General features: G+C 64.0%; 23 protein-coding genes and 2 pseudogenes. 15 read left to right on the plus strand and 10 right to left on the minus strand.

Translation table 11 applies throughout. The features are described from left to right. Nucleotides 1-8 precede the first annotated feature (8 nt). Together YU9_RS0130445 and YU9_RS50310 are read left to right on the plus strand one after the other, a co-directional pair. Nucleotides 9-617: a S24 family peptidase gene (locus YU9_RS0130445; protein WP_027576185.1), complete on the plus strand. Its 609-nt coding sequence runs from the start codon at nucleotides 9-11 to the stop codon at nucleotides 615-617. Between the two features lie 104 nt (nucleotides 618-721). After that, a pseudogene (locus YU9_RS50310) lies at nucleotides 722-995 on the plus strand (hypothetical protein). 37 nt (nucleotides 996-1,032) lie between these two features. Here the strand turns inward: YU9_RS50310 and YU9_RS0130455 are convergent. After that, entirely contained in the window at nucleotides 1,033-2,007 is a 975-nt protein-coding gene (locus YU9_RS0130455) for a quinone oxidoreductase (RefSeq protein ID WP_027576187.1), read from the minus strand. A 224-nt stretch (nucleotides 2,008-2,231) separates the two neighbouring features. Here YU9_RS0130455 and YU9_RS0130460 point away from each other — a divergent pair, with 224 nt between their 5' ends. From YU9_RS0130460 to YU9_RS0130470, 3 genes are all read left to right on the plus strand, one after another. Further along, a complete protein-coding gene (locus YU9_RS0130460; RefSeq protein WP_027576188.1) occupies nucleotides 2,232-2,432 on the plus strand; it encodes a hypothetical protein in 201 nt (66 codons plus the stop codon). A 137-nt stretch (nucleotides 2,433-2,569) separates the two neighbouring features. Then, the gene (locus tag YU9_RS0130465; protein ID WP_027576189.1) at nucleotides 2,570-3,517 is read left to right on the plus strand and encodes a MoxR family ATPase; all 948 of its coding nucleotides are present in this window, start codon (nucleotides 2,570-2,572) and stop codon (nucleotides 3,515-3,517) included. Between the two features lie 5 nt (nucleotides 3,518-3,522). Beyond that, nucleotides 3,523-4,899, plus strand: coding sequence for a VWA domain-containing protein (locus tag YU9_RS0130470; protein WP_027576190.1), 1,377 nt, complete (start codon nucleotides 3,523-3,525; stop codon nucleotides 4,897-4,899). Here YU9_RS0130470 and YU9_RS51210 read toward each other — a convergent pair. Next, nucleotides 4,893-5,085, minus strand: a pseudogene (locus tag YU9_RS51210) (hypothetical protein). The gene YU9_RS0130470 and the pseudogene YU9_RS51210 overlap by 7 nt on opposite strands. A 352-nt stretch (nucleotides 5,086-5,437) precedes the next feature. Between YU9_RS51210 and YU9_RS0130475 the strand changes: the two are divergent. Both YU9_RS0130475 and YU9_RS0130480 read left to right on the plus strand, forming a co-directional pair. Beyond that, nucleotides 5,438-5,659 carry a hypothetical protein gene (locus YU9_RS0130475; protein ID WP_027576191.1) on the plus strand — a complete coding sequence of 74 codons (222 nt, stop codon included), beginning with the start codon at nucleotides 5,438-5,440 and terminating at the stop codon, nucleotides 5,657-5,659. A 201-nt stretch (nucleotides 5,660-5,860) separates the two neighbouring features. Further along, nucleotides 5,861-7,180 carry a dicarboxylate/amino acid:cation symporter gene (locus YU9_RS0130480; RefSeq protein ID WP_027576192.1) on the plus strand — a complete coding sequence of 440 codons (1,320 nt, stop codon included), beginning with the start codon at nucleotides 5,861-5,863 and terminating at the stop codon, nucleotides 7,178-7,180. A gap of 9 nt (nucleotides 7,181-7,189) precedes the next feature. Here the strand turns inward: YU9_RS0130480 and YU9_RS0130485 are convergent, their stop codons facing one another. After that, on the minus strand, nucleotides 7,190-8,563 hold the full coding sequence (locus YU9_RS0130485) for a hypothetical protein (protein ID WP_027576193.1): 1,374 nt from the start codon (nucleotides 8,561-8,563) through the stop codon (nucleotides 7,190-7,192). A 98-nt stretch (nucleotides 8,564-8,661) separates the two neighbouring features. Further along, nucleotides 8,662-9,936 (minus strand): allantoate amidohydrolase, encoded by a 1,275-nt coding sequence (locus tag YU9_RS0130490; protein WP_027576194.1) that lies wholly within the window; start codon nucleotides 9,934-9,936, stop codon nucleotides 8,662-8,664. Between the two features lie 392 nt (nucleotides 9,937-10,328). Here YU9_RS0130490 and YU9_RS0130495 point away from each other — a divergent pair, with 392 nt between their 5' ends. After that, nucleotides 10,329-10,814, plus strand: coding sequence for a nucleoside deaminase (locus YU9_RS0130495; RefSeq protein WP_027576195.1), 486 nt, complete (start codon nucleotides 10,329-10,331; stop codon nucleotides 10,812-10,814). A gap of 77 nt (nucleotides 10,815-10,891) precedes the next feature. Here YU9_RS0130495 and YU9_RS0130500 read toward each other — a convergent pair whose 3' ends face one another. Continuing rightward, complete coding sequence (locus YU9_RS0130500) at nucleotides 10,892-11,995, minus strand: hypothetical protein (protein WP_027576196.1); 1,104 nt, start codon at nucleotides 11,993-11,995, stop codon at nucleotides 10,892-10,894. Between the two features lie 572 nt (nucleotides 11,996-12,567). On the opposite strand from YU9_RS0130500, the gene YU9_RS0130505 reads away from it, so the two are divergent. From YU9_RS0130505 to YU9_RS0130520, 4 genes are all read left to right on the plus strand, one after another. Beyond that, entirely contained in the window at nucleotides 12,568-14,139 is a 1,572-nt protein-coding gene (locus YU9_RS0130505; RefSeq protein ID WP_027576197.1) for an ABC transporter ATP-binding protein, read from the plus strand. Then, complete coding sequence (locus tag YU9_RS0130510) at nucleotides 14,123-15,214, plus strand: ABC transporter permease (protein WP_027576198.1); 1,092 nt, start codon at nucleotides 14,123-14,125, stop codon at nucleotides 15,212-15,214. The genes YU9_RS0130505 and YU9_RS0130510 overlap by 17 nt, the downstream gene beginning before the upstream one ends. After that, complete coding sequence (locus YU9_RS0130515; RefSeq protein ID WP_027576199.1) at nucleotides 15,201-16,118, plus strand: ABC transporter permease; 918 nt, start codon at nucleotides 15,201-15,203, stop codon at nucleotides 16,116-16,118. Before YU9_RS0130510 ends, YU9_RS0130515 begins: the two co-directional genes overlap by 14 nt. Nucleotides 16,119-16,194: 76 nt before the next feature. After that, the gene (locus YU9_RS0130520) at nucleotides 16,195-17,271 is read left to right on the plus strand and encodes a BMP family ABC transporter substrate-binding protein (protein ID WP_027576200.1); all 1,077 of its coding nucleotides are present in this window, start codon (nucleotides 16,195-16,197) and stop codon (nucleotides 17,269-17,271) included. A gap of 109 nt (nucleotides 17,272-17,380) precedes the next feature. Here the strand turns inward: YU9_RS0130520 and YU9_RS0130525 are convergent, their stop codons facing one another. After that, the gene (locus YU9_RS0130525) at nucleotides 17,381-18,730 is read right to left on the minus strand and encodes an 8-oxoguanine deaminase (RefSeq protein WP_027576201.1); all 1,350 of its coding nucleotides are present in this window, start codon (nucleotides 18,728-18,730) and stop codon (nucleotides 17,381-17,383) included. 147 nt (nucleotides 18,731-18,877) lie between these two features. On the opposite strand from YU9_RS0130525, the gene YU9_RS0130530 reads away from it, so the two are divergent. Then, nucleotides 18,878-19,705, plus strand: a complete 828-nt coding sequence (locus YU9_RS0130530) for an FAD binding domain-containing protein (protein ID WP_027576202.1) — start codon at nucleotides 18,878-18,880, stop codon at nucleotides 19,703-19,705. Beyond that, nucleotides 19,702-22,428: a molybdopterin cofactor-binding domain-containing protein gene (locus YU9_RS0130535; protein WP_027576203.1), complete on the plus strand. Its 2,727-nt coding sequence runs from the start codon at nucleotides 19,702-19,704 to the stop codon at nucleotides 22,426-22,428. Before YU9_RS0130530 ends, YU9_RS0130535 begins: the two co-directional genes overlap by 4 nt. A 71-nt stretch (nucleotides 22,429-22,499) precedes the next feature. Here YU9_RS0130535 and uraD read toward each other — a convergent pair whose 3' ends face one another. The 4 genes from uraD to YU9_RS0130555 form a co-directional block, all read right to left on the minus strand. Continuing rightward, entirely contained in the window at nucleotides 22,500-23,387 is an 888-nt protein-coding gene (gene uraD, locus YU9_RS0130540) for a 2-oxo-4-hydroxy-4-carboxy-5-ureidoimidazoline decarboxylase (protein ID WP_027576204.1), read from the minus strand. A 7-nt stretch (nucleotides 23,388-23,394) separates the two neighbouring features. Then, a complete protein-coding gene (gene puuE, locus YU9_RS0130545) occupies nucleotides 23,395-24,330 on the minus strand; it encodes an allantoinase PuuE (RefSeq protein ID WP_027576205.1) in 936 nt (311 codons plus the stop codon). Continuing rightward, entirely contained in the window at nucleotides 24,331-24,744 is a 414-nt protein-coding gene (locus YU9_RS0130550; RefSeq protein WP_014493672.1) for a DUF3830 family protein, read from the minus strand. It abuts the gene before it with no gap. 90 nt (nucleotides 24,745-24,834) lie between these two features. Next, nucleotides 24,835-25,116, minus strand: coding sequence for a hypothetical protein (locus YU9_RS0130555; RefSeq protein ID WP_027576206.1), 282 nt, complete (start codon nucleotides 25,114-25,116; stop codon nucleotides 24,835-24,837). Between the two features lie 21 nt (nucleotides 25,117-25,137). Between YU9_RS0130555 and YU9_RS50315 the strand changes: the two genes are divergently transcribed. Continuing rightward, on the plus strand, nucleotides 25,138-25,557 hold the full coding sequence (locus YU9_RS50315; RefSeq protein WP_245266586.1) for a hypothetical protein: 420 nt from the start codon (nucleotides 25,138-25,140) through the stop codon (nucleotides 25,555-25,557). The last annotated feature ends 646 nt before the right edge of the window (nucleotides 25,558-26,203 follow it).

Here is a 26,203-nt window from a genome sequence, read left to right on the forward strand (position 1 = left end):
GAATCACCATGTTGGACGTTGCAATGATCGAGCGGGGCCTGGAGAAGACGGGCAAGAGCAAGGGCGGCCTGGCGGCGGCCATGGGCGTGCGCCCCGGCGCGGTCTCGGAGATTCTCGGCGGCGAGCGCCTGGTGAAGGCCTCGGAGATCATTCCGATCATGGAATATCTCGAGCTCAATCTCGCGCCGATCATGGGCCGCGTCGGAGCCGGCGCGGTGATCGAGCCGGACTATGAACAGGTTCCCCCGGAAGGTCTCGGCGACATCACGTTGCCTTTCCCAATCATGGAAGAGACGATCGCATTCGAGATCGTGGGCGATTCGATGCTGCCCAAATACGAAAGCGGCGACGTGATCGTGGTCTACAAGGACCAGCGCCATCCGCTGTCGAGCTTCTACGGCGAAGAGGCCGTGGTCCGACTCAAGACCGGCGAGCGCTATCTGAAGACCATCGAGCGGGGAAAATCTCCCTCTGTCGTCAATCTCACAAGTTTCAATGCCAAGCCGATCGTCGGCGTCAAGCTCGACTGGGTCGGGGAGATCTGCCTGTCCATGCCCAAGGGGCAGCTTGAGCGGCTGCGCGCGAAATCGGCCCGCCCTCGCAAGAAGGGCAAGTAAGAGAGCCAGCGATTTCCGATTTATAGAAATCCGCGATTGACAGAGTTACGATTTTCGGAAATACTCTGCCGCGGTCCCGACCACGGGCGCGGCAGGGTCGTTTCATGCAATATTTCGTCGTGATGATCGATTATGGGCGGCGGGGCCGCGAGGCGGTCGTCGATCGCGAAATCACAAGGCGCGAGGTCATCTCCCGCATCGCCTCGGGCGAATACCAGAACATCTCGTTCATCCACGAAATCGTGGAGAATGCGGTCGAGGACGTGACCGAGGCCATCCTGACGGAGGCCGCCCTGCCCCAAATCCCGCCCGAAGACGTCGATCTCCAGGCAATCCGGCTTGATCACCCGCGACCTACGCAAGCACGAACGGACGTGACGCAGGCTTGGAGCCTGCGCCACCGCCCAGTCCGACATTACACCAAAAGAACGGTCGATCCCGTGGTCTTGCGCGCCGCAAGATCGGCATGCGCCTTGGCGGCGTCCTTCAGCGGATAGGTCTGGTGAACCTCGATCTTCACCGCGCCGGACTTGACGACCTCGAACAGCTCGTTCGCCATCGCGACCAGATTTTGGCGCTTGGCGGCGTAGGTGAATAGCGTCGGACGCGTGACGTAGAGCGAGCCTTTCTGGGCCAACAGGCCGAGATTGAGCGGCTCCACCGCACCGGAGGACTGGCCGAACAGCGCGGCGACGCCGAGCGGCGCGAGGCAATCCAGCGATTTCAGGAACGTGTCCTTGCCGACGGAATCGTAAACCACCGGCACTTTCTTGCCACCGGTGAACTCCTCGACCCGCTTCACGAAATCTTCCCGGGTGTAGATGATCACATGGTCGCAGCCATGCGCCTTTGCGAGCTTCGCCTTCTCGTCGTTGCTGACTGTGCCGATCACGGTTGCGCCGAGATGCTTGGCCCACTGGCTCAGGATCAGGCCGACACCGCCAGCCGCGGCATGAAGCAGGATGGTATCGCCCGCTTTCACCCGATAGGTCTGCCGGATCAGATATTGCGTGGTGAGCCCCTTGAGCATCATCGCCGCCGCGGTCTTGTCGTCGACGCCATCGGGCAGCTTCAGCAGACGATCGGCGGGAATTAGCCGCGCCTCCGAATAGGCACCGAGCGGCGAGGCGCCATAGGCGACGCGATCGCCTGGCTGCAGGTCGGTGACACCGGGCCCGACCTCCTCAACGACACCAGCCGCCTCGCTGCCGAGCCCGCTCGGCAGCTGCGCCGGATAAAGGCCGGAACGGTTATAGATGTCGACGAAATTGAGGCCGACAGCGGTGTGGCGGATTCGCGCTTCGCCGGGTCCGGGCTTGCCGACGCTGACCTCCTCCCAGACCAGGACTTCCGGACCGCCGGTCTTGTGAAAGCGAATGGCATGCGTCATGGGCGTTGCTCCCTTATCGTTGCAGTGAGAGTCCGAGAACCGGATCGGCCTGTGAAATAGGCATTTGGTCCGCCCGTTACAGTACAGAGGCGTAACAAGAATGTCACAGCGAACGACAAACGCCCGTCGTTCCGCCTCTGTTCGAAAGAGTTGATGACGGCTCTGGAGCGACTGGCAGTACCTATTGCGCGGGGATTGGTGGTCGCCTGCGAAGGAGAGCCGAGATGCCAGCTTATGTACAGCATCATCAGGATATCGAGATCGCGCCTGTGATTTGCCCCACCTGCATGGGGTTCCTGCCAATGTATGTGCGCGAGGTCGAGCCGCATTGGAGCCTTGCCAAGATCGACTTCGTCTATGAATGCGCCGATTGCGGCGCCGAGGTCCGGCAGACGATCCGCAAGCCGGAGCCGCAGCGACACTGAGCCCAACCGGCGAACCGCTCAAGTATTTGCGCTGAACGGAAAAAACACCGCTTCTGATGTCTCCCAAACGAGGCTTGTTCTTTGCCGGGAACGCAGGCAGAACAAGCCTAAAGCAAGACCCTTGGGAGCGCCCTTTCGTGGCTGATCAGAAGGCTTCGACCTCGATCGAGGCAGTGGAGAGCGGCCTCGCCGCGCAGGGCTATATCGCGAGCCGGCAGATCGCGACCGCCGTCTATTTGTCGCAACAAATCGAGAAGCCGATCCTGGTCGAAGGCCCCGCAGGTGTCGGCAAGACCGAGCTTGCCAAGGCGATCGCGGCTTGGCGCGGCATGAAGATGATCCGTCTGCAATGCTATGAGGGTCTCGACGAGGCCAAGGCGCTTTACGAGTGGAAATACGCCAAGCAGCTTCTCTACACGCAGATCCTCAAGGACAAGCTCGGCGAAGTCCTCGGCGGCGCACAGACGCTGCACGCCGCGCTCGACCAGCTTCATGATTTCGGCGACGTGTTCTTCTCCAAGGAGTTCGTCGAGCCGCGTCCCCTGCTCCAGGCGCTGGAGCAGCCGGGCGGCTGCGTGCTGCTGATCGACGAGATCGACAAGTCGGATGCGGAATTCGAATCGCTGCTGCTGGAGATTCTGTCCGACTTCCAGGTCACGATCCCCGAGCTCGGGACCGTTTCGGCCATCTCGCCGCCGACCGTGATCCTCACCTCCAACAGCGAGCGCGACCTCGGCGATGCCCTGAAGCGCCGCTGCCTGCATCTGCATATCGGCTTCCCCGAGCAGCGACTGGAGGAGCGCATCGTCGAAAGCCGCGTGCCCGGCATCTCGCAAACGCTGCGTCGGCAGATGGTCGGTTTCATCCACGAGATCCGCTCGCTGGATCTCAAGAAGCTGCCGTCGGTCAGCGAGACCATCGACTGGGCGCGCGTGCTGGTGCTGCTCCAGGCCTCCGAGCTCGACACCGAGATCGTCAAGGACACGCTCAACGTACTCCTGAAATACGAAGCCGACATCGAGGCAGCAGCGCCACAGGTGACGACCTTCATTGCCAAGGCGGCGCGGTCCAACGTCTTCGGTTGACGCCGATGCGCGAGAACCTCCATCGTTTCTTTCGAGCGGCGCGCGGCGTCGGCGTTCACGTCTCGCCTGCCGAAAGCATCGATGCGATGCGAGCAGTCGCGCAGGTCGGCGTCTCCGACCGCGCCATCCTGCGCGACGCGCTGCTGCTGACGCTCGCCAAGTCGCAGGACGAGAAGCTCGCGCTCGGCGACTGCTTTGACCTGTTCTTCAGCCAGCCGGAGCCGCGGCAGGACCGGCCCGAGAGCGTCGACCAGGACGCCTCGCAGGAGGCGGATCAAGCGCCCTCTTCCGACGCAGCCAGCGATGCCGGCAGCGGCTCGCCGCAACAGGAACTGGGCCCGCTCGCGCAGATGCTGCTGTCGCAGGACCGCAATACGATCGCAGCCGCCATTGCCAGCGCCTCGGGGGCGGCCTCCCTGTCCGACATCCGTTACTCCACTCAGCGCGGCATCTTCTCCAGCCGCATTCTCGACGCCATGGGCCTCCAGCGCCTGCGCGACGATCTCGACGAGCTGACCGCGACCAACCCGGCACTGGCCGAGCGTCTACGCGCTGCGCTCGACGCCTTGCGCGAAGCCGTGCGCGATACGGTCTCTCAGGGGCTTGCACTCTATGCCCGCGAGGAGGCCGAAAACCTCCGCAACGAAATCCTGCGCAACGCGCCGCTTGCGCGCATCGAGCGGCGCCAAGTCGCCGAGATGCGCGCCCTCATCCGCCAGATCGCGCGGCGGCTGCGCGAGCGCTATTCCAAGCCGCGCAAGCGCCAGCGCCGCGGCCATCTCGACGTCCGCCGCACGCTTCGCCGCAATGCGGCCTGGGGCGGCGTGCCCTTCCTCACCGCATGGAAACGCAAGCACCGCGATCGGCCGAAGATCGTAGCGCTGTGCGACGTCTCGGGCTCCGTTGCGCAAGTGTCCGATTTCTTTCTGCTGCTGATCCACTCGCTGCACGAGGTGGTCGACGATGTTCGCTCCTTCGCCTTCTCCTCGCACCTGATCGAGGTCAGCGAGATCCTGGAATCGAAGTCGCCGGAGGAGGCGATGTCCGAGATCATGTCCAAGGTCGGTTTCGGCTCGTCGGACTACGGCTCCTCGCTGGTCGATTTCGAGAGGGAGTTCATGAGCACGCTGACGCCGCAGACCACGGTGATCGTGCTCGGCGATGCCCGGAGCAACAATCTCGACCCGCGCGCCGACATCTTGCGCCGGATCTCCGACCGCTCGAAGCGACTGGTCTGGCTCAATCCCGAGGAACGGCTCGCCTGGGGCTTTGGTGATTCCGAGATGCCGCGCTACGCGACCTTTTGCAGCGTCGTGCGCCAATGCGCCACGGCGCAACAGCTCGAGCGCGCTGTGTCCGATATCGTGGCGACTTATCAGTGAGCAAGAATAAAGGCGGCATTCAGCTCGGCCTGCGCGAGATTGCACTCCCGAAAGTGATAGGCGATTTCGTCGAGCGCTGCTCCCACTCCTGAGCCTGTGCGAGCCAGAATACCCGACGCTTCGAATCGAGCGCTGCGCGCTCGCGGCACAAAATTCCTGATTGCGAATTTCAACCAGCCTATTCATGCACTCCACGCCTGCCGCGTGAAGCCATTCCCCGCAAATCAACCTAACAGAGTCCTGAACCGCTCGCCTCATCATTTCTGTACATATCGCGACGCGGAATGGGACAGCGATACTTCCCGTGCACTGCGGAAGTTCGCACCGCAACATCAAGCACAGATCATCAATTAGTGATCGAAAATCGGAACGATGTTCGTGCGTGAACGATCTTAACTGTTGTGGCGCAACGAAGTGCCGCAATTTGTGAAGAGACATTCTAAACGACGCACCGAATTCCCGACTCATTGTCGTCGCATGGTTTTCATGCGGCGCCGCTAACAGGGGGACGCGCGACTTGACTATCGCTTGAGGCAAAATGAGCAACGACGTCGACTTCGATCTTTCGCCGGACCAATGGGAAGCTCTGCGCACACTTCGCAATCCGACGTCGAGCGGTCGCCTCTCGAGGGCCTACCTGATCGAAAGCCTCGTCAAGCTCGGCCTCGTTGTCGTCAATGACGGCGTGCCGACGATGACCCCCACGGGACGCAAGGTGCTCGTGCGTGGATCATGCCGGCTGCTGGATCTCGTGGCATGACACGAAAGCACGACGACTGACCGCGGGTTCTGCGGCGTCTTGGCGGCCACACGATGAGCTGGCCCCCCTGGTGCACCGCTGAAGAGGTGCCGCGCGGCGTCCCGGATATCACGCCTGCGATGCTTCCGGGATCACCGCGACAATCTGGCACGGTTGTTGCTCCTTTTTGACACTCAAGACGCGTCAGATCGGGAGTCCACCATGTCGACCATCACCGCGGCACCGGCCGCCGAGCCGAAGCCACTTTACACCTCGCTGTTCGTCCAGGTCCTGGCCGCACTGGTCCTTGGCGTCATCCTGGGGATGGCGGCTCCGGACTTCGCGATCGGGCTCAAGATCCTCAGCGATGCCTTCCTGAAGCTGATCTCGATGATCGTGGCACCAATCGTGTTCTGCGTCGTCGTGCACGGCATTGCCGGCGCCGGCGACCTCAAGAAGGTCGGCCGCGTTGGCGTCAAGGCGCTGGTCTATTTCGAGGTCATGACGACGGTCGCCCTCGTCGTCGGCCTGCTGCTCGCCTACATTTTCGGCCCCGGGCACGGCATGAACATCGATCCCTCGACGCTGGATACCAAGGCGCTCAACACCTATGCCGACAACGCCCACAAGCTGTCCGGCGGCGGCATCGGCGCCTTCCTGATGAACGTGATCCCGACCACCTCCTTCGATGCGCTCTCGCGTAACGACGTGCTCCAGGTGCTGTTCTTCGCGGTGCTGTTCGGCGTCGGCCTTGCGCTGGTCGGCGGCGAGAAGGGCGCGCTCATCACCTCCGTCATCGACGCGGCCTCGACCGTGCTGTTCCGCGTCATGGGCCTGATCGTGCGTGTCGCCCCGCTCGGCGTGCTCGGGGCGGTCGCCTACACCGTCGGCAAATATGGCGTCGGCTCGCTGAAGCAGCTCTTGTCGCTGGTGATGCTGTTCTACGTCTCGGTCGGCATCTTCGTGCTGGGCGTGCTCGGCGGCGTGATGGCTCTCGCCGGAATCAACATTCTTAAATTCCTCGCCTACCTGCGCGAGGAGCTGACCATCGTGCTCGCCACCGCCTCGTCCGATGCGGTGCTGCCCCAGATCATGAAGAAGCTGGAGCGCATGGGCGTGAAGGACTCAGTGGTCGGTCTGGTCATTCCGACCGGCTATTCCTTCAACCTCGACGCGTTCTCCATCTACCTGACGCTTGCCGTCGTCTTCATCGCCCAGGCCACCAACACGCCCCTCTCCTTTGGCGATCTCCTGCTGGTGCTCGGCGTCTCCCTGATCACGTCCAAGGGCGCGCATGGCGTGCCGGGCTCGGCCATCGTGATCCTGGCTGCGACATTGAACGCGGTGCCGAGCATCCCCGCGATCGGCCTCGTGCTGGTTCTATCGGTCGACTGGTTCATCGGCATGGCCCGCGCGCTCGGCAATCTCGTCGGCAATTGCGTGGCGACGGTCGTGGTCGCGGCTTGGGAAGGCGACCTCGATCGCACCAAGGCGGCCAAGGTGCTGGAGGGCGGCGAGCTGGTCGATGTGACGGCGGGATAGGCTCGCAGATTAGTCATTCCACTGGAGGAGCGGCGTGCCATACGCTCTCCTCCAGACCGACAGGAAGCGCGGAAACCAGGAGTGGGCCACGGCGCCCTTATAGGCCCAGGTGCGATACTTCAGGCCCTGCTCCGAGATCAGCTCCTGATAGCCGCCATGAACCTCAGTCGCCGTTCGGATGTCCCTCAATATGCCTTGCGCGCAAGCCCGGTAGGTATCGCTGCAAGTGAATTCAGCATAATCCAGCATGCGATCTGCGAACTCGACGTTGAACGTCGGCCAGGAGGAACGCCCCTGATAGGCAGGTGCGGCAATCTTGTGGATCATCTTGTTCCTGGGATTATCGGCTGATACCAGGAAATGAAACGTGCTGGGGATGCGAAACCGCGGTTCGGCGATGATCAGATCCGTCGTGGCCGCGAACAGCGACCGCTCGCTCGCATCGCTCATGTCCCAGAAACCGCGATGCACGCTGACGAAATCCAGCGCGACCGATGACGCCGGCGTCCTCGCCGGACCATCCAGGGAATGCCTGATATGGCCATCCTTGCCGAACAGGCGGAGCAGGTCCTTCTTGTACTGCGCGAGGTCACGCCCGAGCAGCCGCTTCAGCTCGTTCACGTCGACGATCCCGAGCTGCACGCCCCACACGAAGGTCGTGTAGACGGAAGTATTGGTGACGAAGCGCCTGCGTTCGGCACGGGTGTCTGTTGCGGCGGAGCGAGGTGCGTGGACATCGCAAAGCAAATACCTGGTGGCGCCATCATCGAACGGTTCGAGCTCGCTCGCGAGCTGGAGGATCGCCCGCTTCAGGTCACCGCCATATTCGGCCAGCAACAGGCGGCCTGCGTGCGTGCATTGCGACATCGCCAGATAGGACGACGTCCTCTCCTCGGCAGAGATCATCTGCTGGAGACCGGCGAGTATGCCGAGCAGCGTATCCGAGGGCCGCGAGAAATAGTTCACGCCGAGGTACCGGCCGCGTCCTGCCGGCACGATGGTCGTCGTAACGACGTTGGCGCGGACCGCCTCCAGCAGCAGGCGCACGCTCTTCTCGAGCAGGCGCACCCGCCGCACCGCGTCCTGCGAGTCCATGATCGTTTCAGGATCGAGCACGTCAGGATAGAACCAGGCGAAGTCACGGGGATAATAGGCGGAAGCGTGCGGCGCGCCCGTGACGAGGAAGGACTCGGTCACCGAGAACGCGCTGTCCATCGAGTGCCGGTAGAGATCCTCGATGGCGGACAACGAATGGGGCGATTGTCTCAGAAACCGGTCACCGAGAAAATTGACCGCCTGAAGCGCGTTGGCGACGAAGGTCGCAGCCATGCCCTGGTAAAATCGGTTTCCGCGATGTGATGGCCGGGGAATGTCGCTGTTCATGTGCACCTAGTGTTGTCGCGATCCCGGCGATGGCCGGTCACCGTTCCGAGCGTGATCGATTCGTGTCTCGCTCCGATGACGAAGAGCCGTCCGGCTGTTCAGCTCGCTCCGTCGTGGCTCTCCCGTGTCTGAAAATTCTCGATGACCCTGAGCAATACCCGCGCGCCGGCGTCGGCATCGGCGAGCTCGACATGCTCATCCGGGTGATGGCTGATGCCGCCGCGGCAGCGGACGAAGATCATTCCGACATCGGCAATGTCGATCATCGCCATGCCGTCGTGCCCTGCCCCGCTCGGCAGCTCGAACACGGAAAAGCCTTCGGCTTCGATCGCCTGCGCGATCTGCTCCTTGAGCCACGGCGCGCAAGGCGCGGTGCGGTTCTCGTGGGTGACGTCGAGCTGAAGGGCCAGCTGCCGGCGCTTGGTGATCGCCTCGATCTGGCGGACGACGTCGGCCACCGCGCGCTTGCGGTGCATGTCGGTCGGCGCGCGCATGTCGATGGTGAAGGATACTTCGCCCGGAATGACGTTGGTCGCGCCGGGCCTCGCCTGGATGTAGCCGACGGTGCCGACCAGGCCGCCATCGTCGGAGCGGCAAAACTGCTCGATCGTACCGATGCATTCGGCCGCGCCGGCGAGCGCATCACGCCGAAGCGCCATCGGCACGGTGCCGGCATGACCGGCCATACCGGTCAGCCGCGCGGCAAGGCGCGTGGCACCGGCAATCGCGGTGACGACGCCCACGGGCAGGTTCCGCGCTTCCAGCACCGGCCCCTGCTCGATGTGCAATTCGAGATAGGCAAGCAGCTCGCGGCGCGCCCGCGCAGCCGCGCCGATATGGTCGGGATCGAGGCCGAACTGCACGAGCGCCTCGCGCATCGACACGCCATCGCTGTCGCACGTATTCAGGACGCTCTCGTCAAAAGTGCCGGCCACCGCACGGCTGCCGAGCAAGGTCGAGGCGAAGCGCACCCCCTCCTCGTCGGCAAATCCGACCACCTCGATCGCAAACGGCAAGCGCTTGCCGCGGCGGTTGAGATCGGCGACGCAAGAGATCGCGGTGATCACACCCAGCGGTCCATCCCATTTGCCGGCATCGCGCACGGTGTCGTAATGCGAGCCGAGCATCAGGCAGGGCGCGCCCGGGCGGTCGCCTTCGTAGCGGCCACAGACGTTGCCGATTGCGTCGAGACGCGCGCTCATGCCGGCTTCGCGCATCCAGCTCAGGATGAGGTCCGCGGCTTCGCGCAGCTCCTTGGTGAGATAGATGCGGGTGAGGTTGTCAGCTCCTTCCGAGATCGCGGCCAGATCATTGATCCGACGCACGATCGTTTCGCCGAGCGATGCATTTTGAACGGCGTTAACGGCCCCCATCTCGACAAATTTCCTCTTCTCTGGCCCGCGGGAGTTGCTGTCCTGGCGACCAACGGTACGAGCTCAGTGCCAGCCAAATCACGCACCGGCGCCGGCCCCAACATGCGCGTGATTAGCATGAATGAGAGTACGCGCCAGGCTGCCTCGCGCCGGCCATTCACGCGGGCGGGCCAACGCCTGTATTGGCATCCGGCACCTTTCCTTATCAGGACCTGGATGGACCGCATAATCAATATTTTTTCAATAGGTTATCCGGAAAATGGTTCGTCAACAACCGTCCGACCGGCCGCGGGTGATGTTCCACGGCAAATTGTGTATGAAGCACGGACCAGCGAAGCCGACCCTCATCCCGGTCGGCTGGCGCATGGCCGGCACCTGATCGTGGAGCAGCGATGGACGGCGCGTCCGAACGTGACGAACACTTCCTGCGCCTGTCCTTCGCGGTCGCCCGCCGCTCGCTGACCCATGGCAATCATCCCTTTGGCTGCATCGTTGTCGCGGCCGACGGCAAGGTGCTCATCGAGAGCGAGAACGGCTACATGCCGGATCATGACGGCACCGCGCATGCCGAACGACTCGCGGCCACCGAGGCCTGCCGCACGCTCCAGCGCGAGGTGCTGGCGAAAGCCACGCTCTATTCGTCAGCCGAACCCTGCGCGATGTGTGCGGGCGCGATCTACTGGGCCGGCATCGGCCGCCTCGTCTATGGCCTCAGCGAGCATCGCCTGCGCGGCATCACCGGCAACCATCCGGAGAACCCGACGCTCGACCTGCCGTGCCGCGAGGTCTTTGCCAGCGGCCAGCGGCCGACGGAGGTCGTCGGCCCGCTACTCGAAGAGGAGGCTGAAGCGCTGCACGACGGCGTTTGGACGAAGTAGCGGCACATTCAAAAGGAGATGACGCCGCGGAGGTTTGACGCGGCGCCATCGTCTTTCACCTGCAGAGCATCAGGCGATCAGAACTTCACGGTGATACCGGAGTAGAGCGAGGACTCGGTGCAGGATCCGGTGCTCACCCTCCCACCACCGACGGGCGTGGTACAGCCGACTGCGAGGTTGTGATCGAGACCAAACTTGTTCTGCCAGTAGCGGTAGGCCACCCAGACGTCCACGAAGTGCGAGTACTTGTCACCCCAGGCCGCCTTCGAAGCATCGAAGGTCAGACGGATGGGCTCCGAATTCAACTCAACCGCGGTGTTGTAGACGCCATTCGCCGGGTTGTAGGGAAGCGGTTCGGTGTCCGTGCCCTTCTTGCCATACCAGCCGGCGCGGCCGCTGATCGAGAAATACTGCATGTTCGGCGGCAGAAAGCCGAGGTCCATGTAGTAGTTGACCTCGACCGCCCACGTTGGCTTGAACGACGTGTTGCCGTCCGCAAGACACGTGACGCCGGGGACGCCCGGACCGAACAGGCCGCACTGGCTGAAGGAATTGTGGTTGGCGAACTCCCAATAGACCAGCGGCGCGACGTTGATATACCCCTTGTAGGGCAGGTCGAATGCAAACTGCAGACCGCCGACGACGGCGCGCTTGGCAGCGCCGAAATACCTGTTCTCGGTATTGGCGTCCATGCCGACTTCGAACGAGATGTTGTGCAGCGGCCCCGCGGTGAAAGCCTTGGTGTCGAAGAGCTCGTTCCAGCCGAAGGTCGAGCGGAACAGGCCATAGATTTCGGTCGCACCGGCGCACGATGCCGGCGCGCCGAAGATCGTGCCCGCATTGCTGCATGGCCCGGCCGGATCATTGTGATCCGACTTGAACATGGAGATGGTGAAGAAGTTCGTGCCGTACGCCCAGAGGTCGAAATGCGTGAAGGAATAGACCTGCTTGGTGGTCTTGCTGTCGATCGACCCATCTGGCCGGAATGACCACGCGCCGGGCTGCGAAGCGTTGAAGATATATGAGAACGTGACGCGGTTATCGATCACCAGGAAGAACGGAAGGTCCGGAGCCTTCTTGGCCGCCTTGACCGGCAGATCCGCCGCCTGAGCCAGGCCACCGGTGGCCAGCGTAGCAAGTGACAGCGCCGCTGCTGCCACTGCCGTGTAACGAAACGACATCCTGAATACCCCCTCGTTTGGACAGGCAAAAATGCACGCCCCCTGTGGGTGCGACACTTGCGCCGATCACCCAGGGTGAGAAGCCTCAACTTTTCACATGGCGTGCCGCTTGTTTCGGCAGGACGCGACGAGTCATGGTCGAGATTGCGGTCTCCGCGCACGCAGCGAGCACCGGAGGCAAGGATCACTGTTGCCGAACATTGTTTGATTGTTTTTATTCGGATTTTCTGGATCGCGCCCAATGCGATGCCGGGCTCGAGCAGCTGTTGCGACCGCCGCGCTCCAAGCGATGAACGGACCGACGCGTCATTGCTCAACATGGCGTCAGGCCTGCACAGCGGGTTCCGATTTGGCTTGAACCGTCACAAATTTGCAACAGACACTGCTCGCAGGCGGTATTGCCCCCGCAGTCCAAGTGCCCTTTGCGAAGCTGCTCGCTCAGAATCGATGACGACCGCTGGGCCGATCGCCTGCCGAAGCGTTGGGCAAGGGATGATGCTTTTTCACATCTTACGCCGCGGTTCAAACTGGCCCACTATCGAGGCACTTCACCCATGCAAGCGCATCAGCGAATGTTAGATCCGACGCCCAAGGGCCAGAATTCCGGCGAGTCCCCGCTCCTGAGGACGATCGGCCTCACCAAGCGTTATGGTGATCTCCTCGCCAACGATTCCATCGATATCGACATCTGGCCGAGGGAAATTCACGCCCTGCTCGGCGAGAACGGCGCCGGCAAGTCGACGCTGGTCAAGGCGATCTACGGGCTGATCCAGCCCAGCGCCGGCCAGATTCGCTGGCAGGGCCAACGGATCGTGCTGTCCGGTCCGTCAGAGGCGCGCAGCCGCGGCATCGGCATGGTGTTCCAGCATTTCTCGCTGTTCGACAATCTCACGGTTGCCGAGAACGTCGCGCTCGGCCTCGACGGCCAGGAATCCTTCAAGGACATGTCGGCCCGGCTGGAGCAGGTATCGAGAACTTACGGTCTGCCGCTCGATCCCAAGCGCGAGGTCTGGCAACTCTCCGTCGGTGAGCGCCAGCGCATCGAGATCGTCCGCGCCTTGATGCAGGATCCCAAATTCCTGATCCTGGACGAGCCCACCGCGGTGCTGACGCCACAGGAAGCCGACCAGCTCTTCATCGTGCTGGAGCGGCTCAAGGCCGAAGGCCGTGCCATCCTCTATATCAGCCATAAGCTGGAGGAGGTGAAGCGGCTCTGCGATACCGCGACGATCCTGCGCGGCGGCAGGAAGGTCGAGACCTGCAACCCTCGGCTCGACACCGCGGCCTCGCTGGCGCGGATGATGGTCGGCGGAGAGGTCAAGGAAGTGAAGGCCGTGTCCGGCCGCAAGACCACCGTGCCGCGGCTGGTCGTCAACGATCTCTCGCTAGCCCCCAGCGAAGCGCATGGCGTACGGCTCGATCATATTTCGTTCGAGCTCAAGGGCGGCGAGATCCTCGGCATCGCCGGCGTCGCCGGCAACGGCCAGGACGAATTGTTCGCCGCGCTCTCCGGCGAGCGCCTCGCGAAGGACCCCGGAACGGTGGTGATTGAAGGCATCGCCGCCGGTCATCTCTCGATCACCCAGCGGCGCAAGCTGGGCGCGGCCTTCGTTCCCGAGGAGCGGCTCGGCCACGGCACCGCGCCGCGCATGAAGCTGTCGGAGAACGCGCTGCTCACCGGGCACGCCGCCAGCGGCATGGTCCGTCGCGGCTTCATCGATACTGCGGCCACGCTGAAGACCGTCGACCGCGCGACGGAGACGTTCGACGTCCGCAAGGCCAAGCGCGATCCGGAAGCGGCAAGCCTCTCTGGCGGCAATTTGCAGAAATTCATCGTGGGACGCGAGATCCTGCGCAATCCGGCGGTGCTGGTGGCGAGCCAGCCCACCTGGGGCGTCGACGCTGGCGCCGCCGCCGTCATCCGTCAGGCGTTACTTGACCTCGCAACCGCAGGCGCCGCCGTCCTCGTCACCAGCCAGGACCTCGACGAGCTCGCCGAGATCGCCGACCGGATCGCCGTGATGTTCCATGGCAAGCTGTCGGCTCCGCTCGCAACCAGCGAAGCGACCCGCGAAAAGCTGGGCCTTCTGATGGGCGGCAGCAGCCTGGAGCCGAAGGAGGTCGCGCATGCAGCTGGTGCTTGAGAAACGCGCCGAGCGCTCCGGCACGATCGCACTGGTGTCGCCGCTGATCGCGATTGGCCTCACGATCCTGACCATGGTTATCCTGTTCGCGATCCTGGGCAAGAATCCGCTGCTCGCCCTGCATGCCTATTTCATTGCGCCCCTGACCGACGGCTATTCGCTCCAGGAGATCGCGGTGAAGGCAACGCCGCTGGTGATGATCGCGATCGGGCTGTCGCTCTGCTATCTCGCCAATGCCTGGAACATCGGCGCCGAAGGGCAATTCCTGATCGGCGCGGTGGCCGGAAGCTGGATCGCGGTGAAGACGCAAGGCACCGACGCCGGCGCCTGGGTGTTGCCGGCCATGCTCGTCCTCGCGGCCGCAGCGGGCGCGCTCTATGCGCTGATCCCGGCGATCTGCAAGGTCAAGTTCGGCGCCAGCGAAATCCTGACCAGCCTGATGCTGGTTTATGTCGCCGATCTCTTCCTCGACTATCTCGTGCGCGGCCCCTGGCGCGACCCGCACGGCTTCAACTTCCCGACCACGGCCGAGTTCGATCCAGTGGCGACGGTGCCGCTGCTGATCGAGGGCGGCCGGCTGCATCTCGGCTCGATCATCGCCTTGCTTGTCGTCGCAGCGGCTGCCATCCTTCTCGGGCGCACCATCAAGGGCTTTGAGATCCGCGTGGTCGGCGCAGCGCCGCGTGCAGCGCGGTTCGGCGGCTTCAACGCCAATCAGCTGATCATCCTGACCTTCGCGGTCTCAGGGGCGCTGGCAGGCCTCGCCGGAATCATCGAGGTTGCAGGTCCAATCGGGCATCTCCAGCCCGGCATTTCACCGGGCTACGGCTTTACCGCGATCATCGTCGCCTTTCTCGGCCGGCTGAACCCGTTTGGAATATTAATTGCAGGCCTTTTCCTCGCATTGACCTTTATCGGCGGCGAGCAGGCTCAGATCGCGATGAAGATTCCGTTGGACGTCACCAAGGTCTTTCAGGGCATTCTGCTGTTCTACGTGCTCGCCTGCGATTCCCTGATCCTGTACCGCTTCAAGCTGGTCTTCCCAAACCGACAGGTGACCCGTGGAGCTGGTTGAGGCCATCATCCTCGCGGTGCTCGCCGCGTCGACGCCGCTGCTGATTGCGGCGACCGGCGAGCTCGTGGCCGAGCGTTCCGGCGTGCTCAATCTCGGCGTCGAGGGCATGATGATCGTCGGCGCTGCCTGCGGCTTTGCCGGCGCGTGGCTCACTGGCTCGATTCTGGTCGGCGCGCTGTTCGGCATCATCGCGGGCACGCTGATGTCGCTCGTCTTCGCGCTGATGGCGCTCGGGCTTGCGGTCAACCAGGTTGCAACGGGCCTCGCGCTGACCATCCTCGGCATTGGGCTGTCCGGCCTGATCGGCGCCGGGTTCGTCGGCGAGCGCATCACGCCTGCCGTGCACCTCTATATTCCCGTCCTGACCGACATTCCGCTGATAGGCCGCGTGCTGTTCGGCGAGGACGGCTTCATCTATTTCTCGGTCGCGCTGATCGTCGGGGTCTGGTGGTTCCTGTACCGTACGCGGGCGGGATTGATCCTGCGCGCCTGTGGCGACAATCACGTCTCCGCGCATGCACTCGGCTATCCCGTGCTGCGCATCCGCACCTTCGCGGTGATGTTCGGCGGCGCCTGCGCGGGTCTTGCGGGTGCCTATCTGCCGCTCGCCTACACCCCGTTCTTCATTCCCGGCATGACCGCCGGCCGCGGCTGGATCGCGCTGGCGCTTGTGGTGTTCTCGTCCTGGCGACCGGGCCGGCTCGTGGTCGGCGCCTATCTCTTCGGTGCAGTGACGATCCTGCAATTGCATGCGCAGGGCTGGGGCGTCGGCATTCCCTCACAATTCATGTCGGCGCTGCCTTACCTCGCGACCGTTATCGTCTTGGTGCTGCTCTCCCGCGCGCGCACGGGCGGCTCGACCGCACCGGCCGCGCTCGGCACGGTGTTCGTTTCCGACCGCTGAATTTCGTTTCCGCGGCGTACGCGATGGGGCGCGTGCGTTGCGGATCGTGGCTTTCCCCTGATGTTGGAGATTGATGATGAGGAAATCACTTCTTGCGCTGGCTGCCGGGCTTTTGCTTGCCGGGAACGTCAGTGCAGCCTCCGCCGCCGACAAGCTGAAGGTCGGCTTCATTTATCTCGGTCCGATCGGTGACCTCGGCTGGACTTACCAGCACGATCTCGCGCGCCAGGCGCTGGTGAAAGAATTGGGCGAAAAGATCGAGACCACTTATCTCGAGAACGTGCCCGAAGGTCCCGACGCCGAGCGCTCGATCGAGCAGCTCGTCCGCGCCGGCAACAAGCTGATCTTCACCACGTCCTTCGGCTACATGGATCCGACGCAGAAGGTCGCCAAGAAATATCCGAATGTGCATTTCGAGCACGCCACCGGTTACAAGCGCAACCCGAACATGTCGACCTATTCGGCGAAATGGTATCAGGGCCGCTATATTCAAGGCCTGATCGCGGCCAAGATGTCGAAGTCGGGCGTGCTCGGCTATATCGGCTCGTTCCCGATTCCAGAGGTCGTCTCCGGCATCAACGCCACGATGCTTGCGGCGCAGACCATCAACCCGAACATCAAGGTCAAGATCATCTGGGCCAACACTTGGTTCGATCCGGGCAAGGAGGCCGACGCCGCCAAGGCGCTGATCGATCAGGGCGCCGACGTCATCATGCAGCACACGGACTCGCCGGCGGCCATGCAGATCGCCAGCGAACGCGGCAAGCTCGCCTTCGGCCAGGATTCCGAGATGATCAAATTCGGACCCAAGACCCAGCTCACCTCGATCCTCGACACCTGGGGCCCCTACTACATCGAGCGCGTCAAGGCCGAGCTCGCCGGCACCTGGAAGTCCGAGGACACCTGGGGCGGCCTCGACAGCCACATGTTTGCGATGGCGCCCTATACCAACATGCCTGACGACGTGAAAAAGATGGCCGAGGATGCCCAGGCTGCGATCACCGCGGGCAAGCTGCATCCGTTCAAATGCCCGATCGTTGGGCAGGACGGCAAGCCGGTCGAGTGCAAGGGCGGCGATCACCTCGACGACGGCCAGATCCTCGGCATGAATTTCTACGTGAAAGGCATCGACGACAAGCTGCCGGGCAAGTAGCACGCTTCTTGCATTGCCTAGTTCACCTGCTCCTCCCGGAGGAGGTTCGGAGGGGGTGGCCAGAAGCACCCGGCACTTGTGGCTGCCCCCTCTTTCTATTTCGCCCCGACTATCCAGTCTGCATGGCCCGCGCCGCGGAACTGTGGCGGCGGATGAGGTCTGCCACATCGAGGTCCGGGATCGCGCCATCGATCACCGCCCATTTTCCGGCCACCATCACCCGATCGGCCCGATGCGCCCCGCACAGCACCAGGGCAGCCAGCGGATCGCCATGACCGGAGAAGCGCAGCTCGTCGAGCCTGAACAGCGCGAGATCGGCGGCCTTGCCGACGGCGATCTCGCCGAGTTCCGGGCGGCCGACGCACGCCGCCGAGCCCTTGGTGGCCCAGCGCAGCGCATCCTTGTGGCTGACCTTCGTCACGCCATAGCGCGCGCGTTGCAGCAGGAACGCGGCCCGCACCTCCTGCATCAGATTGGACCCGTCATTGGAGGCCGAGCCGTCGACACCGATGCCGATTCCGACGCCGGCCTCTTCCATGTCGCACACCGGGCAACAGCCGGACGCCAGCAGCTGGTTGCTGCACGCGCAATGGCTGACGGTCGTGCCGGCCTTGCCGAGCCGCCTCATCTCGTCCGGATTGAAAAAGATTCCGTGGGCGAGCCAGGTTCGCGCATTGAGCCAGCCGCATTGCTCGAGATAGTCGAGCGGACGGCAGCCATACATCTGCTCGCAGAACCTGTTCTCGTCATCGGTCTCGGCGAGATGGGTGTGCAGGCGCACGTCGAGCTTGTCGGCGAGATCGGCCGTCGCGCGCATCAGCGACGTCGTCACCGAGAAGGGTGAGCAGGGTGCCAGCGCGATCTGCACCATCGCGTCCGCGCCGCGCTGGTGATGCTTTGCGACCACGCGTGCGCTGTCGCCCAGGATGGTGTCCTCGTCCTGCACCACGCTATCAGGCGGCAGGCCGCCATCGCGCTGCGACAGGTTCATCGAACCGCGCGTGAGCAACACCCTTAACCCGAGGCGCTTCGCCGCCGCCACCTCGATATCGACGGCGTCTTCGAGGCCGGCCGGGAATACATAGTGGTGATCCGTCGTGGTGGTGCAGCCGGAGAGCAGCAGCTCGGACATCGCCACCGTGACGCCGAGATCGAGCGCTTCCGGCGTTAGCCTCGCCCACACCGGATAGAGCGCCTGAAGCCAGGGGAACAGCTCGCGGTCCATCGCGGCCGGCAGCGCCCGCGTCAGCGTCTGGTAGAAATGATGATGCGTATTGATCAGGCCCGGCAGCACGACGTGTTCGCCCGCATCGAACACCGCGACATCGGCGCTTGCGGGCACACCGCCGGCCGGCACCAGCTCGATGATCCGGCCGTCCTTCACCACGATGCCACGCTCGGCACGGTCGGCGAGGATGGCGAGGGGATCCCTGATCCAGATCGGACTTGCGTCACTCATGATCCTGCCTTTCCTCACATCCACTGACGGCGGGCCTGCAAGGCGGAGGAGGATTGCGTCCTTGCTCCGACTTGCTGTTGCCACTTGGCTCCCGTCTTGCAACACTTTCCCTTGGATGATTCACCCGGCGGAAGCGTTGGCGCAGCCATGGACTTGAATACCATCACAGCCGTCGCCCATCCGCAAACGCGCGCGCAGTTGCCCGTTTGGACGGCAGGTGATGCTTGGCTCGCAGGCGGCACCTGGCTGTTCTCGGAGCCGCAAACGCATCTGACACGACTGATCGATCTCACCGATCTGAAATGGCCGGCGCTGACACTCACCGAGAGCCACCTCAGCATCGCCGCCACTTGTACCATCGCAGAGCTCGATGCATTCGCCTGCCCGTCCGATTGGCTCGCGGCGCCGCTGATCAACCAATGCTGCCGCGCCTTTCTTGCTTCGTTCAAGGTCTGGAAGACCGCGACCGTCGGCGGCAATCTCTGCATGTCGCTGCCGGCGGGACCGATGATCTCGCTCACATCAGCGCTCGACGGCGTCTGCACCATTTGGAAGGCTAGCGGCGGTGAACAGAGGCTTCCGGTCGCCGAATTCGTTACCGGCAACCAGCGCAATCGCCTGACGCCAGGCGACCTTCTCCGGCAGATCGACATCCCAACCGCGGCACTGAAGCGCCGCACAGCATTCCGCCAGATCTCGCTGGCGCCGGTCGGCCGCTCGGCCGCACTGCTGATCGGCAGCCTCGACGCCGACGATACGCTGACACTTACGGTGACCGCGTCAACGGTGCGGCCGATCCAGCTGCGCTTTCGCAAAGCCCCGGACGCGAGCACGCTGCGCACCGCGCTCATGCAAGAGATCACCGATGATCTGTACCACGCTGACATCCATGGCGCGCCACTCTGGCGCAAGCACATGACGCTGCGGCTCGCCGAGGAAATTCGCGGCGAACTCCTGGGAGCAACGCAGCCATGAGCTTCGAGGTCAACGGCAAGGCGTTTTCGCAAGGCCCGCGCGCCGGCCAGTGCCTGCGCACGTTCCTGCGCGAGCTCGGCCATTTCGGCGTGAAAAAGGGCTGCGATGCCGGTGATTGCGGGGCCTGCACCGTGCTGCTGGATGGCGAGCCGGTGCACAGTTGCCTGATCCCGGCGTTCCGGGCCGAGGGGCGCACCGTGACCACGATCGAGGGTCTTGGCGGAAATCACGGCACGCATCCGATGCAGCGGGCCTTCCTCGATGCGCAGGCCTTTCAATGCGGCTTCTGCACCGCCGGCATGATCCTGACCTGCGCCTCGCTGAACCAGGCGCAGCGCACCGATCTCGGCACGGCGCTGAAGGGCAATATCTGCCGCTGCACCGGCTATCGCGCGATCGAGGACGCGCTGCTCGGCAAGTTCAATGTCGAGGAGATCATCGAGGCCGGCGCCGCCTTCGGCCGCAGCCTGCCGGCGCCCGCGGGTCCCGATATCGTGCGCGGCAAGGCACGCTACACGTTCGATACCGCAGTCGAGGGACTGCTGCATATCAAGCTGCTGCGTTCGCCTCATGCTCACGCGCGGATCATCGCGATCGACAGGTCTACGGCCCTGAGCGTTCCCGGCGTGCACGCGGTGCTGACGCATGAGGATGCGCCGTCGGTGTTGATCTCGACCGCGCGCCACGAAAAGGACTGGATGGACCCCGAGGACACCCGCATCCTCGACGACGTGGTCCGCTTCATCGGCCAGAAGGTCGCCGCCGTCGTGGCCGAGAGCGAAGGCGCCGCCGAGGAGGCGTGCCGACGGATCAAGGTCGAGTACGAGATCCTGCCGGCGCTGATCGATCCCGAGCAGGCGATGGAACCCGGTGCGCCCGTCCTTCATCCTGACCGCACCACCGCGAACCGCATCGCCGATCCCCAGCGGAACCTCGCGGCGGAGACGCATGGCGAGTTCGGCGATGTGGCCGCAACACTCGCCACCTCCGCCGCCACTTACGAGGCGACCTTTCACAGTCACCGCGTGCAGCATGCCGCGCTGGAGACCCATGGCGGGCTCGCCTGGCTCGACGATGCGGGCATTCTCAATGTCCGCACCTCGACGCAGGTGCCATTCCTGACCCGGCGCGCGCTGTCGGACATCTTCAGTCTTCCCATGGATAAGGTCCGCGTGTTCTGCGAACGCGTCGGCGGCGGCTTTGGCGGGAAGCAGGAGATGTTCGTCGAGGACATCCTGGCGCTCGCCGCGCTCAAGACAGGGCGGCCCGTGAAGCTGGAGCTCACCCGCGAGGAGCAGTTCATCGCGACCTCGACGCGGCATCCGATGCGCGTCCACATTCGGGCGGGCGCTGATAGCGACGGCAAGCTCACCGCGCTCCAGCTCGACGTGCTTTCCAATACCGGCGCCTACGGCAATCATGCCGGCCCCGTGATGTTCCACGCTCTGGCCGAGTCCATCAGCGTGTACAATTGCCCGAACAAGCGGGTCGACGGCGCCGCCGTCTACACCAACACGGTGCCGGCGGGGGCGTTTCGCGGCTATGGCCTGCCGCAGGCGCTGATCGCGGTGGAAGCCGCAATCGACGAGCTCGCGAGTCAGCTTGGCATCAGCCCCTACGAGATGCGCCGGCGCAATATCATCAAGCCCGGCGATCCCATGCTGTCGCCGCCGCCGTCCGAATATCACGACGTGCTCTATGGCTCCTATGGGCTCGACCAGTGCCTCGACCTCGTCGAGCGCGCGATGCAGGCCGATGGCCCGCAGCCGGAGCTGTCGCCGGAATGGCTGATCGGTGACGGCATTGCGCTGACCATGATCGACACGGTGCCACCGGCAGGCCACATAGCCGACGCGGCGATCGCGCTCAACGACGATGGCGGCTTCGACCTCACCGTCGGCACGGCCGAGTTCGGCAACGGCACCAGCACCGTGCACCTCCAGATCGCCGCGACCACGCTGGCGACCACGGTCGAGAGAATCCGTCTGCGTCAGTCCGATACTGCCCATGGCGGCCACGACACCGGCGCCTATGGCAGCGCCGGCACCTTCGTCGCGGGCAAGGCGACGCATGCGGCAGCCATGCAGCTTGCGACCGAGCTGAGGGCGGCCGCCGCCGGCGCATGGCTGTGCGACGTGGACACCTGCGTGCTCGATGGGGACGCCGTCGTCAGCGGCGTACGGCGCATGCCCTTTACGGAACTGGCGAAGCTCGCGCACGAACGTGGCCAGCCGTTCGCAGGCGCCGGCAATTCCGGGGGCACGCCGCGCTCGGTCGGGTTCAACGTGCAGGGCTTTCGCGTCGCGGTGAACAAAGGCACCGGCGAGCTCAGGATTCTCAGGAGCGTGCACGCCGCGGACGCGGGCGTCGTCGCCAATCCCATGCAGTGCCGCGGTCAGGTCGAAGGCGGCGTGGCGCAGGCGCTCGGCGCCGCGCTCTACGAGGAGATGGTGATCGACGCGAACGGCCGCGTCATCAACCCGAAATTCCGCGACTACCACCTGCCCTCTTTCGCCGACGTTCCGCGCACGGAGGTGTTTTTCGCCGAGACGTCCGATACGATCGGACCGCTGGGCGCAAAGTCGATGAGCGAGAGCCCGTACAATCCGGTCGCCGCTGCACTCGGCAACGCCATTGCCGATGCCACCGGCATTCGCTTCACCGCGCCGCCGTTCAAGCCGGATCGGCTGTTTCCGGCGCTGCTCGAGAAGTTCGGGGGCTAGAGCGGGATGGTTCACCTCTCCCCTTCGGGGAGAGGTGAAGCACGGGGCGGCGCGCCCGCCCACAGCATGCTCTAGCTGCCGCGATAGGTCGAGTAGCTCCACGGCGTGACCAGCAGCGGCACGTGGTAATGGCTTTCCGGCTCGCTGATCGCAAAGCGCAGCGGGATCTCGTCGAGGAACGGCGGGTCCGACAGCGGCACATTGCGCTCGGCGTAATATTTGGCAACGCGGAATCGGAGCTCGTAGCGGCCGATCGGCAGCGGGCGACCGCCGATCAGCGGCTGGTCGGTGCGGCCGTCGGCATTGGTCACCGCGCGCGCGATGACGCGGCTCTCGCCAAGGCTCGCAAGCTCCACGAGCTCAACCGGGATGCCCGGCGCGGGCTTGCCAATGTGATTGTCCAGCACATGCGTGGAGAGGCGGCCGTGCACCTTCAGCCGGTCGCCCGCGATGACGAGCTGATCAAGCCGCAGCGCGGAGATGCGCCCAATTTCCTCGATCGCACGCCGCGTCTCGGTCTTGGCGATGTTGAGCAGCCGCGTCTCGAAGTCGCGCAGCACGGAATCCTTGGTGTGACGGCGCACGCAGACGATGTAGGGGAAGCCGAACTTGTTGCGGTAGGCGTTGTTGGCACGCTCGAACGCCGCATATTCGGCTTCGGACAGCCGGTCGAGCCCGGCGCTGTTCTGCTCGTCGGTCGATTCCGCCGTGAGGCCGGCGGCGCGCTGCGTCTTGTTGGCGAGATCGGGATGCGCCCGGATCAGCGCCAGCTGCACGTCAGGCTCCGCGCTCTGGATCGCCGCCATTAGCGCGGCGTGCAGCTGATTGACGCCGGCGAACGGCCGTTTTGCCGCGAGCTGCTCGGCGATCCATGGCGAATATTCGACGACATTGGCGAGCGCCGCGACGAAGTCGGCCTTGCTTGCAGCATTGAGATCGGCGAGCGAAACTTGCGACATCACACCTTCATCCGATCTCGAACGCGTCGGCGGCAAGATGCGTGTGCTTGTCGTGCCAATGCTGCGCGATCTGCAGCCGGGTCGGCACCCAGACGCGATCGTGCTTGCGGATGTAGTCCAGGAAGCGGATCAGCCCCGCGGCGCGACCGGGCCGGCCGGCGAGGCGGCAGTGCAGGCCGACAGACATCATCTTCGGCGCAGTCTCACCTTCCGCATAGAGCACGTCGAACGCGTCCTTCAGATAGGTGTAGAACTGCTCGCCTTCGGCAAAGCCCTGCGGGTTAATGAACCGCATGTCGTTGGCATCCAGCGTATAGGGAATGATGAGCTGCTTGCCGTTCGCGCCCCTGACCCAATAGGGCAGATCGTCGGCATAGGAGTCGCAGAGATAGAGGAAGCCGCCTTCCTCCATCAGCAGCCGGTTGGTGTTGATCGAGGAGCGCCCGGTGTACCAGCCGAGCGGCCGCGATCCGGTCGCCTCGATATGGACGCGAATGGACTCCGCGATCTCGGCGCGCTCCTGCGCCTCGGTCATGTCCTTGTGCTCGATCCATTTCAGGCTGTGGCTGGCGATGTCCCAGCCTGACTCCCTCATCGCCGCGACGATCTCGGGATTGCGCTTGAGCGCGGTGGCGACACCGAACACGGTGGTCGGCCATTTGCGCTCGGTGAACATCCGCCACAGCCGCCAGAAGCCGGCGCGCGAGCCGTATTCGAACATGGATTCGATGTTGGCATGGCGCTGACCGGGCCAGGGCTGCGCGCCGAGCACGTCGGACAGGAACGCTTCCGAGGCGCGATCGCCGTGCAGGATGTTGTTCTCGCCGCCCTCCTCGAAATTGACGACGAACTGCACCGCGACCCGCGCATTGCCAGGCCATTGCGGATGCGGCGGATTGCGGCCGTAACCGCGGAGATCGCGCGGGTAGCGGGGCTCAGTCACTCAGACTTCCTCGAAGCGGATCGGCAGCGCGCCCTTCCACAGCACACTCTTGCCCAGGGTCGCCAGATTCTCCAGGCCCGAGGTCAGCGTGATGAAATGGTTGCCGGCGAGCTGGCCCATCTTGCTCGCAAAGTGCACGCCGCCATAGGCCAGCAGGATCTCGGTTTCGCTGATGCCGCCCGGGTACAGGATGATCTGGCCGGGCGCGGGATAGCTGGTGTGGTTCTCATAGCCCACGCCAAAATCGAGATCGCCGAGCGGCATCCACACGCCCTCGCCGCTCCAGCGCACATGGATGATGTGGCTTTCGAACGGCAGCGCCTTGCGGAAGGCAGCGACGGTCTTGGGCGCCAGTTGCTCCTCGAAACGGGCATCGAAGGTGAAATCGCCGGCGCGGATAACGAGTTTGCTCATCTCATCTCTCTGGATCGGGGGCTGAAGGCCCCACGGGGAACTTTCAGCAAAAAGCACTCCATCGGGCTTCGCGCAAGGGGCGGGGTCGCATCACCTGCGGTCGTAGGACCAGCCGAAAATGCCGCTCCGCCGCACCTCCGGCTCCGGCTCGGCGGCAGTCGCGGGCGGCGCCTCCTTCAGTTCCGCCTGCGGCGGCGGTGCCGGCGGTGCCGGCAGGTTCTCGCATTTCATGGAATAGACCAGCTTGCCGTCCGCGGTCCGCCCGATCGGCGCGCAGGGGTCCGGATGCGCCGCAGCGGTCTTCGGTGTCATCTTGACTTGCGCGGCCGCGGGCGAAGCGATCAGCAACAGGACCAGCAGATATCTCGACATCATTGTCGCCTGGAAACTCGATTGGCCCCATTGAACCGGATTGCGGCGGGCAAGTCCATCGGCGCCGCGGGCACGATTGCCGAATATTTGGCCGGGACCAAACAATTTGCTCGCTCCATCGTGATGGCGGCGCCGCTGATATTCGGCAAGCCACATCGCCATGTTAGCCGCGACGACGACAACATTTCTCATAGCCGGAGCGTCGTCACGGGAGAAACAACGATGCAAAAGACTCTTGCCCTTCTCGGCGCCATGCTGATTGCCGCCGCCACCGTCCAGACCGCCGCCGCGAGCGACCGCCACCACGCCCGCAAGGCGCAACGCACTCCCATCACCCAATCGGTCCGCGACTCCAATGCCGCGCTCTGGCCGTCGCAGCCGACGACGCCCGACTGGTCGCGCTATGTCAACGGCGCGATGTCGGCACCGGCGGGGCGGTGATTTGCTGGTGCGTTGCATGTCGGCTCTTGCTCGCGTGTCCCGGACCAGCCGCACCGCGTGAAGCGTTGCGGCGCAGAGCCGGGACCCAGGGCGACACGGGAAGACGCGGTGAGATGGGCCCCGGCTCTGCAGTGCACTGCTGAAGGAGCGCTGCGCTGCATCCGGGGCACGAGAGCGGAATTTGGCGCACGCACTCTCCTCCTCGTCATTGCGAGCGCAGCGACTTGTCCGCCGAAGCCTCGGCGAAGGCGGAAGCAATCCAGAGTGTCCCCGCGGAGGGATTCTGGATTGNTTCGCTGCGCTCGCAATGACGGAGCAAGGGGCGGCGTCGCATTCTTTCAATTCACATTTCAACTCGCAGACACGCCCTCGCGTTCTCGCGGCGCATTTCGCCCGAGCTTTGCTTGATCGCTCCACCCTCTGAAAGCCAAGAGGGCGCAGGGAAGGCCGCATAGGCGTTAAGTTTATTCTTGAGTGTTGGAATCACACGTGATTCCAAGGCGGGATGGCAGACGAATCGCTTCTGAACGAAGACTGGACGAGAGTGGTTACGCAGCTCGGCGGGGCTGCGCAGCTTGAAATAAGTGCGCGCCAGACGAAGGCTTTCGTGCGGCGGCGCCAAATTCCAGATGCGGTGTCGTTACTT

This window comes from Bradyrhizobium sp. WSM1743, from assembly GCF_000473065.1.
Classification (GTDB): domain Bacteria; phylum Pseudomonadota; class Alphaproteobacteria; order Rhizobiales; family Xanthobacteraceae; genus Bradyrhizobium.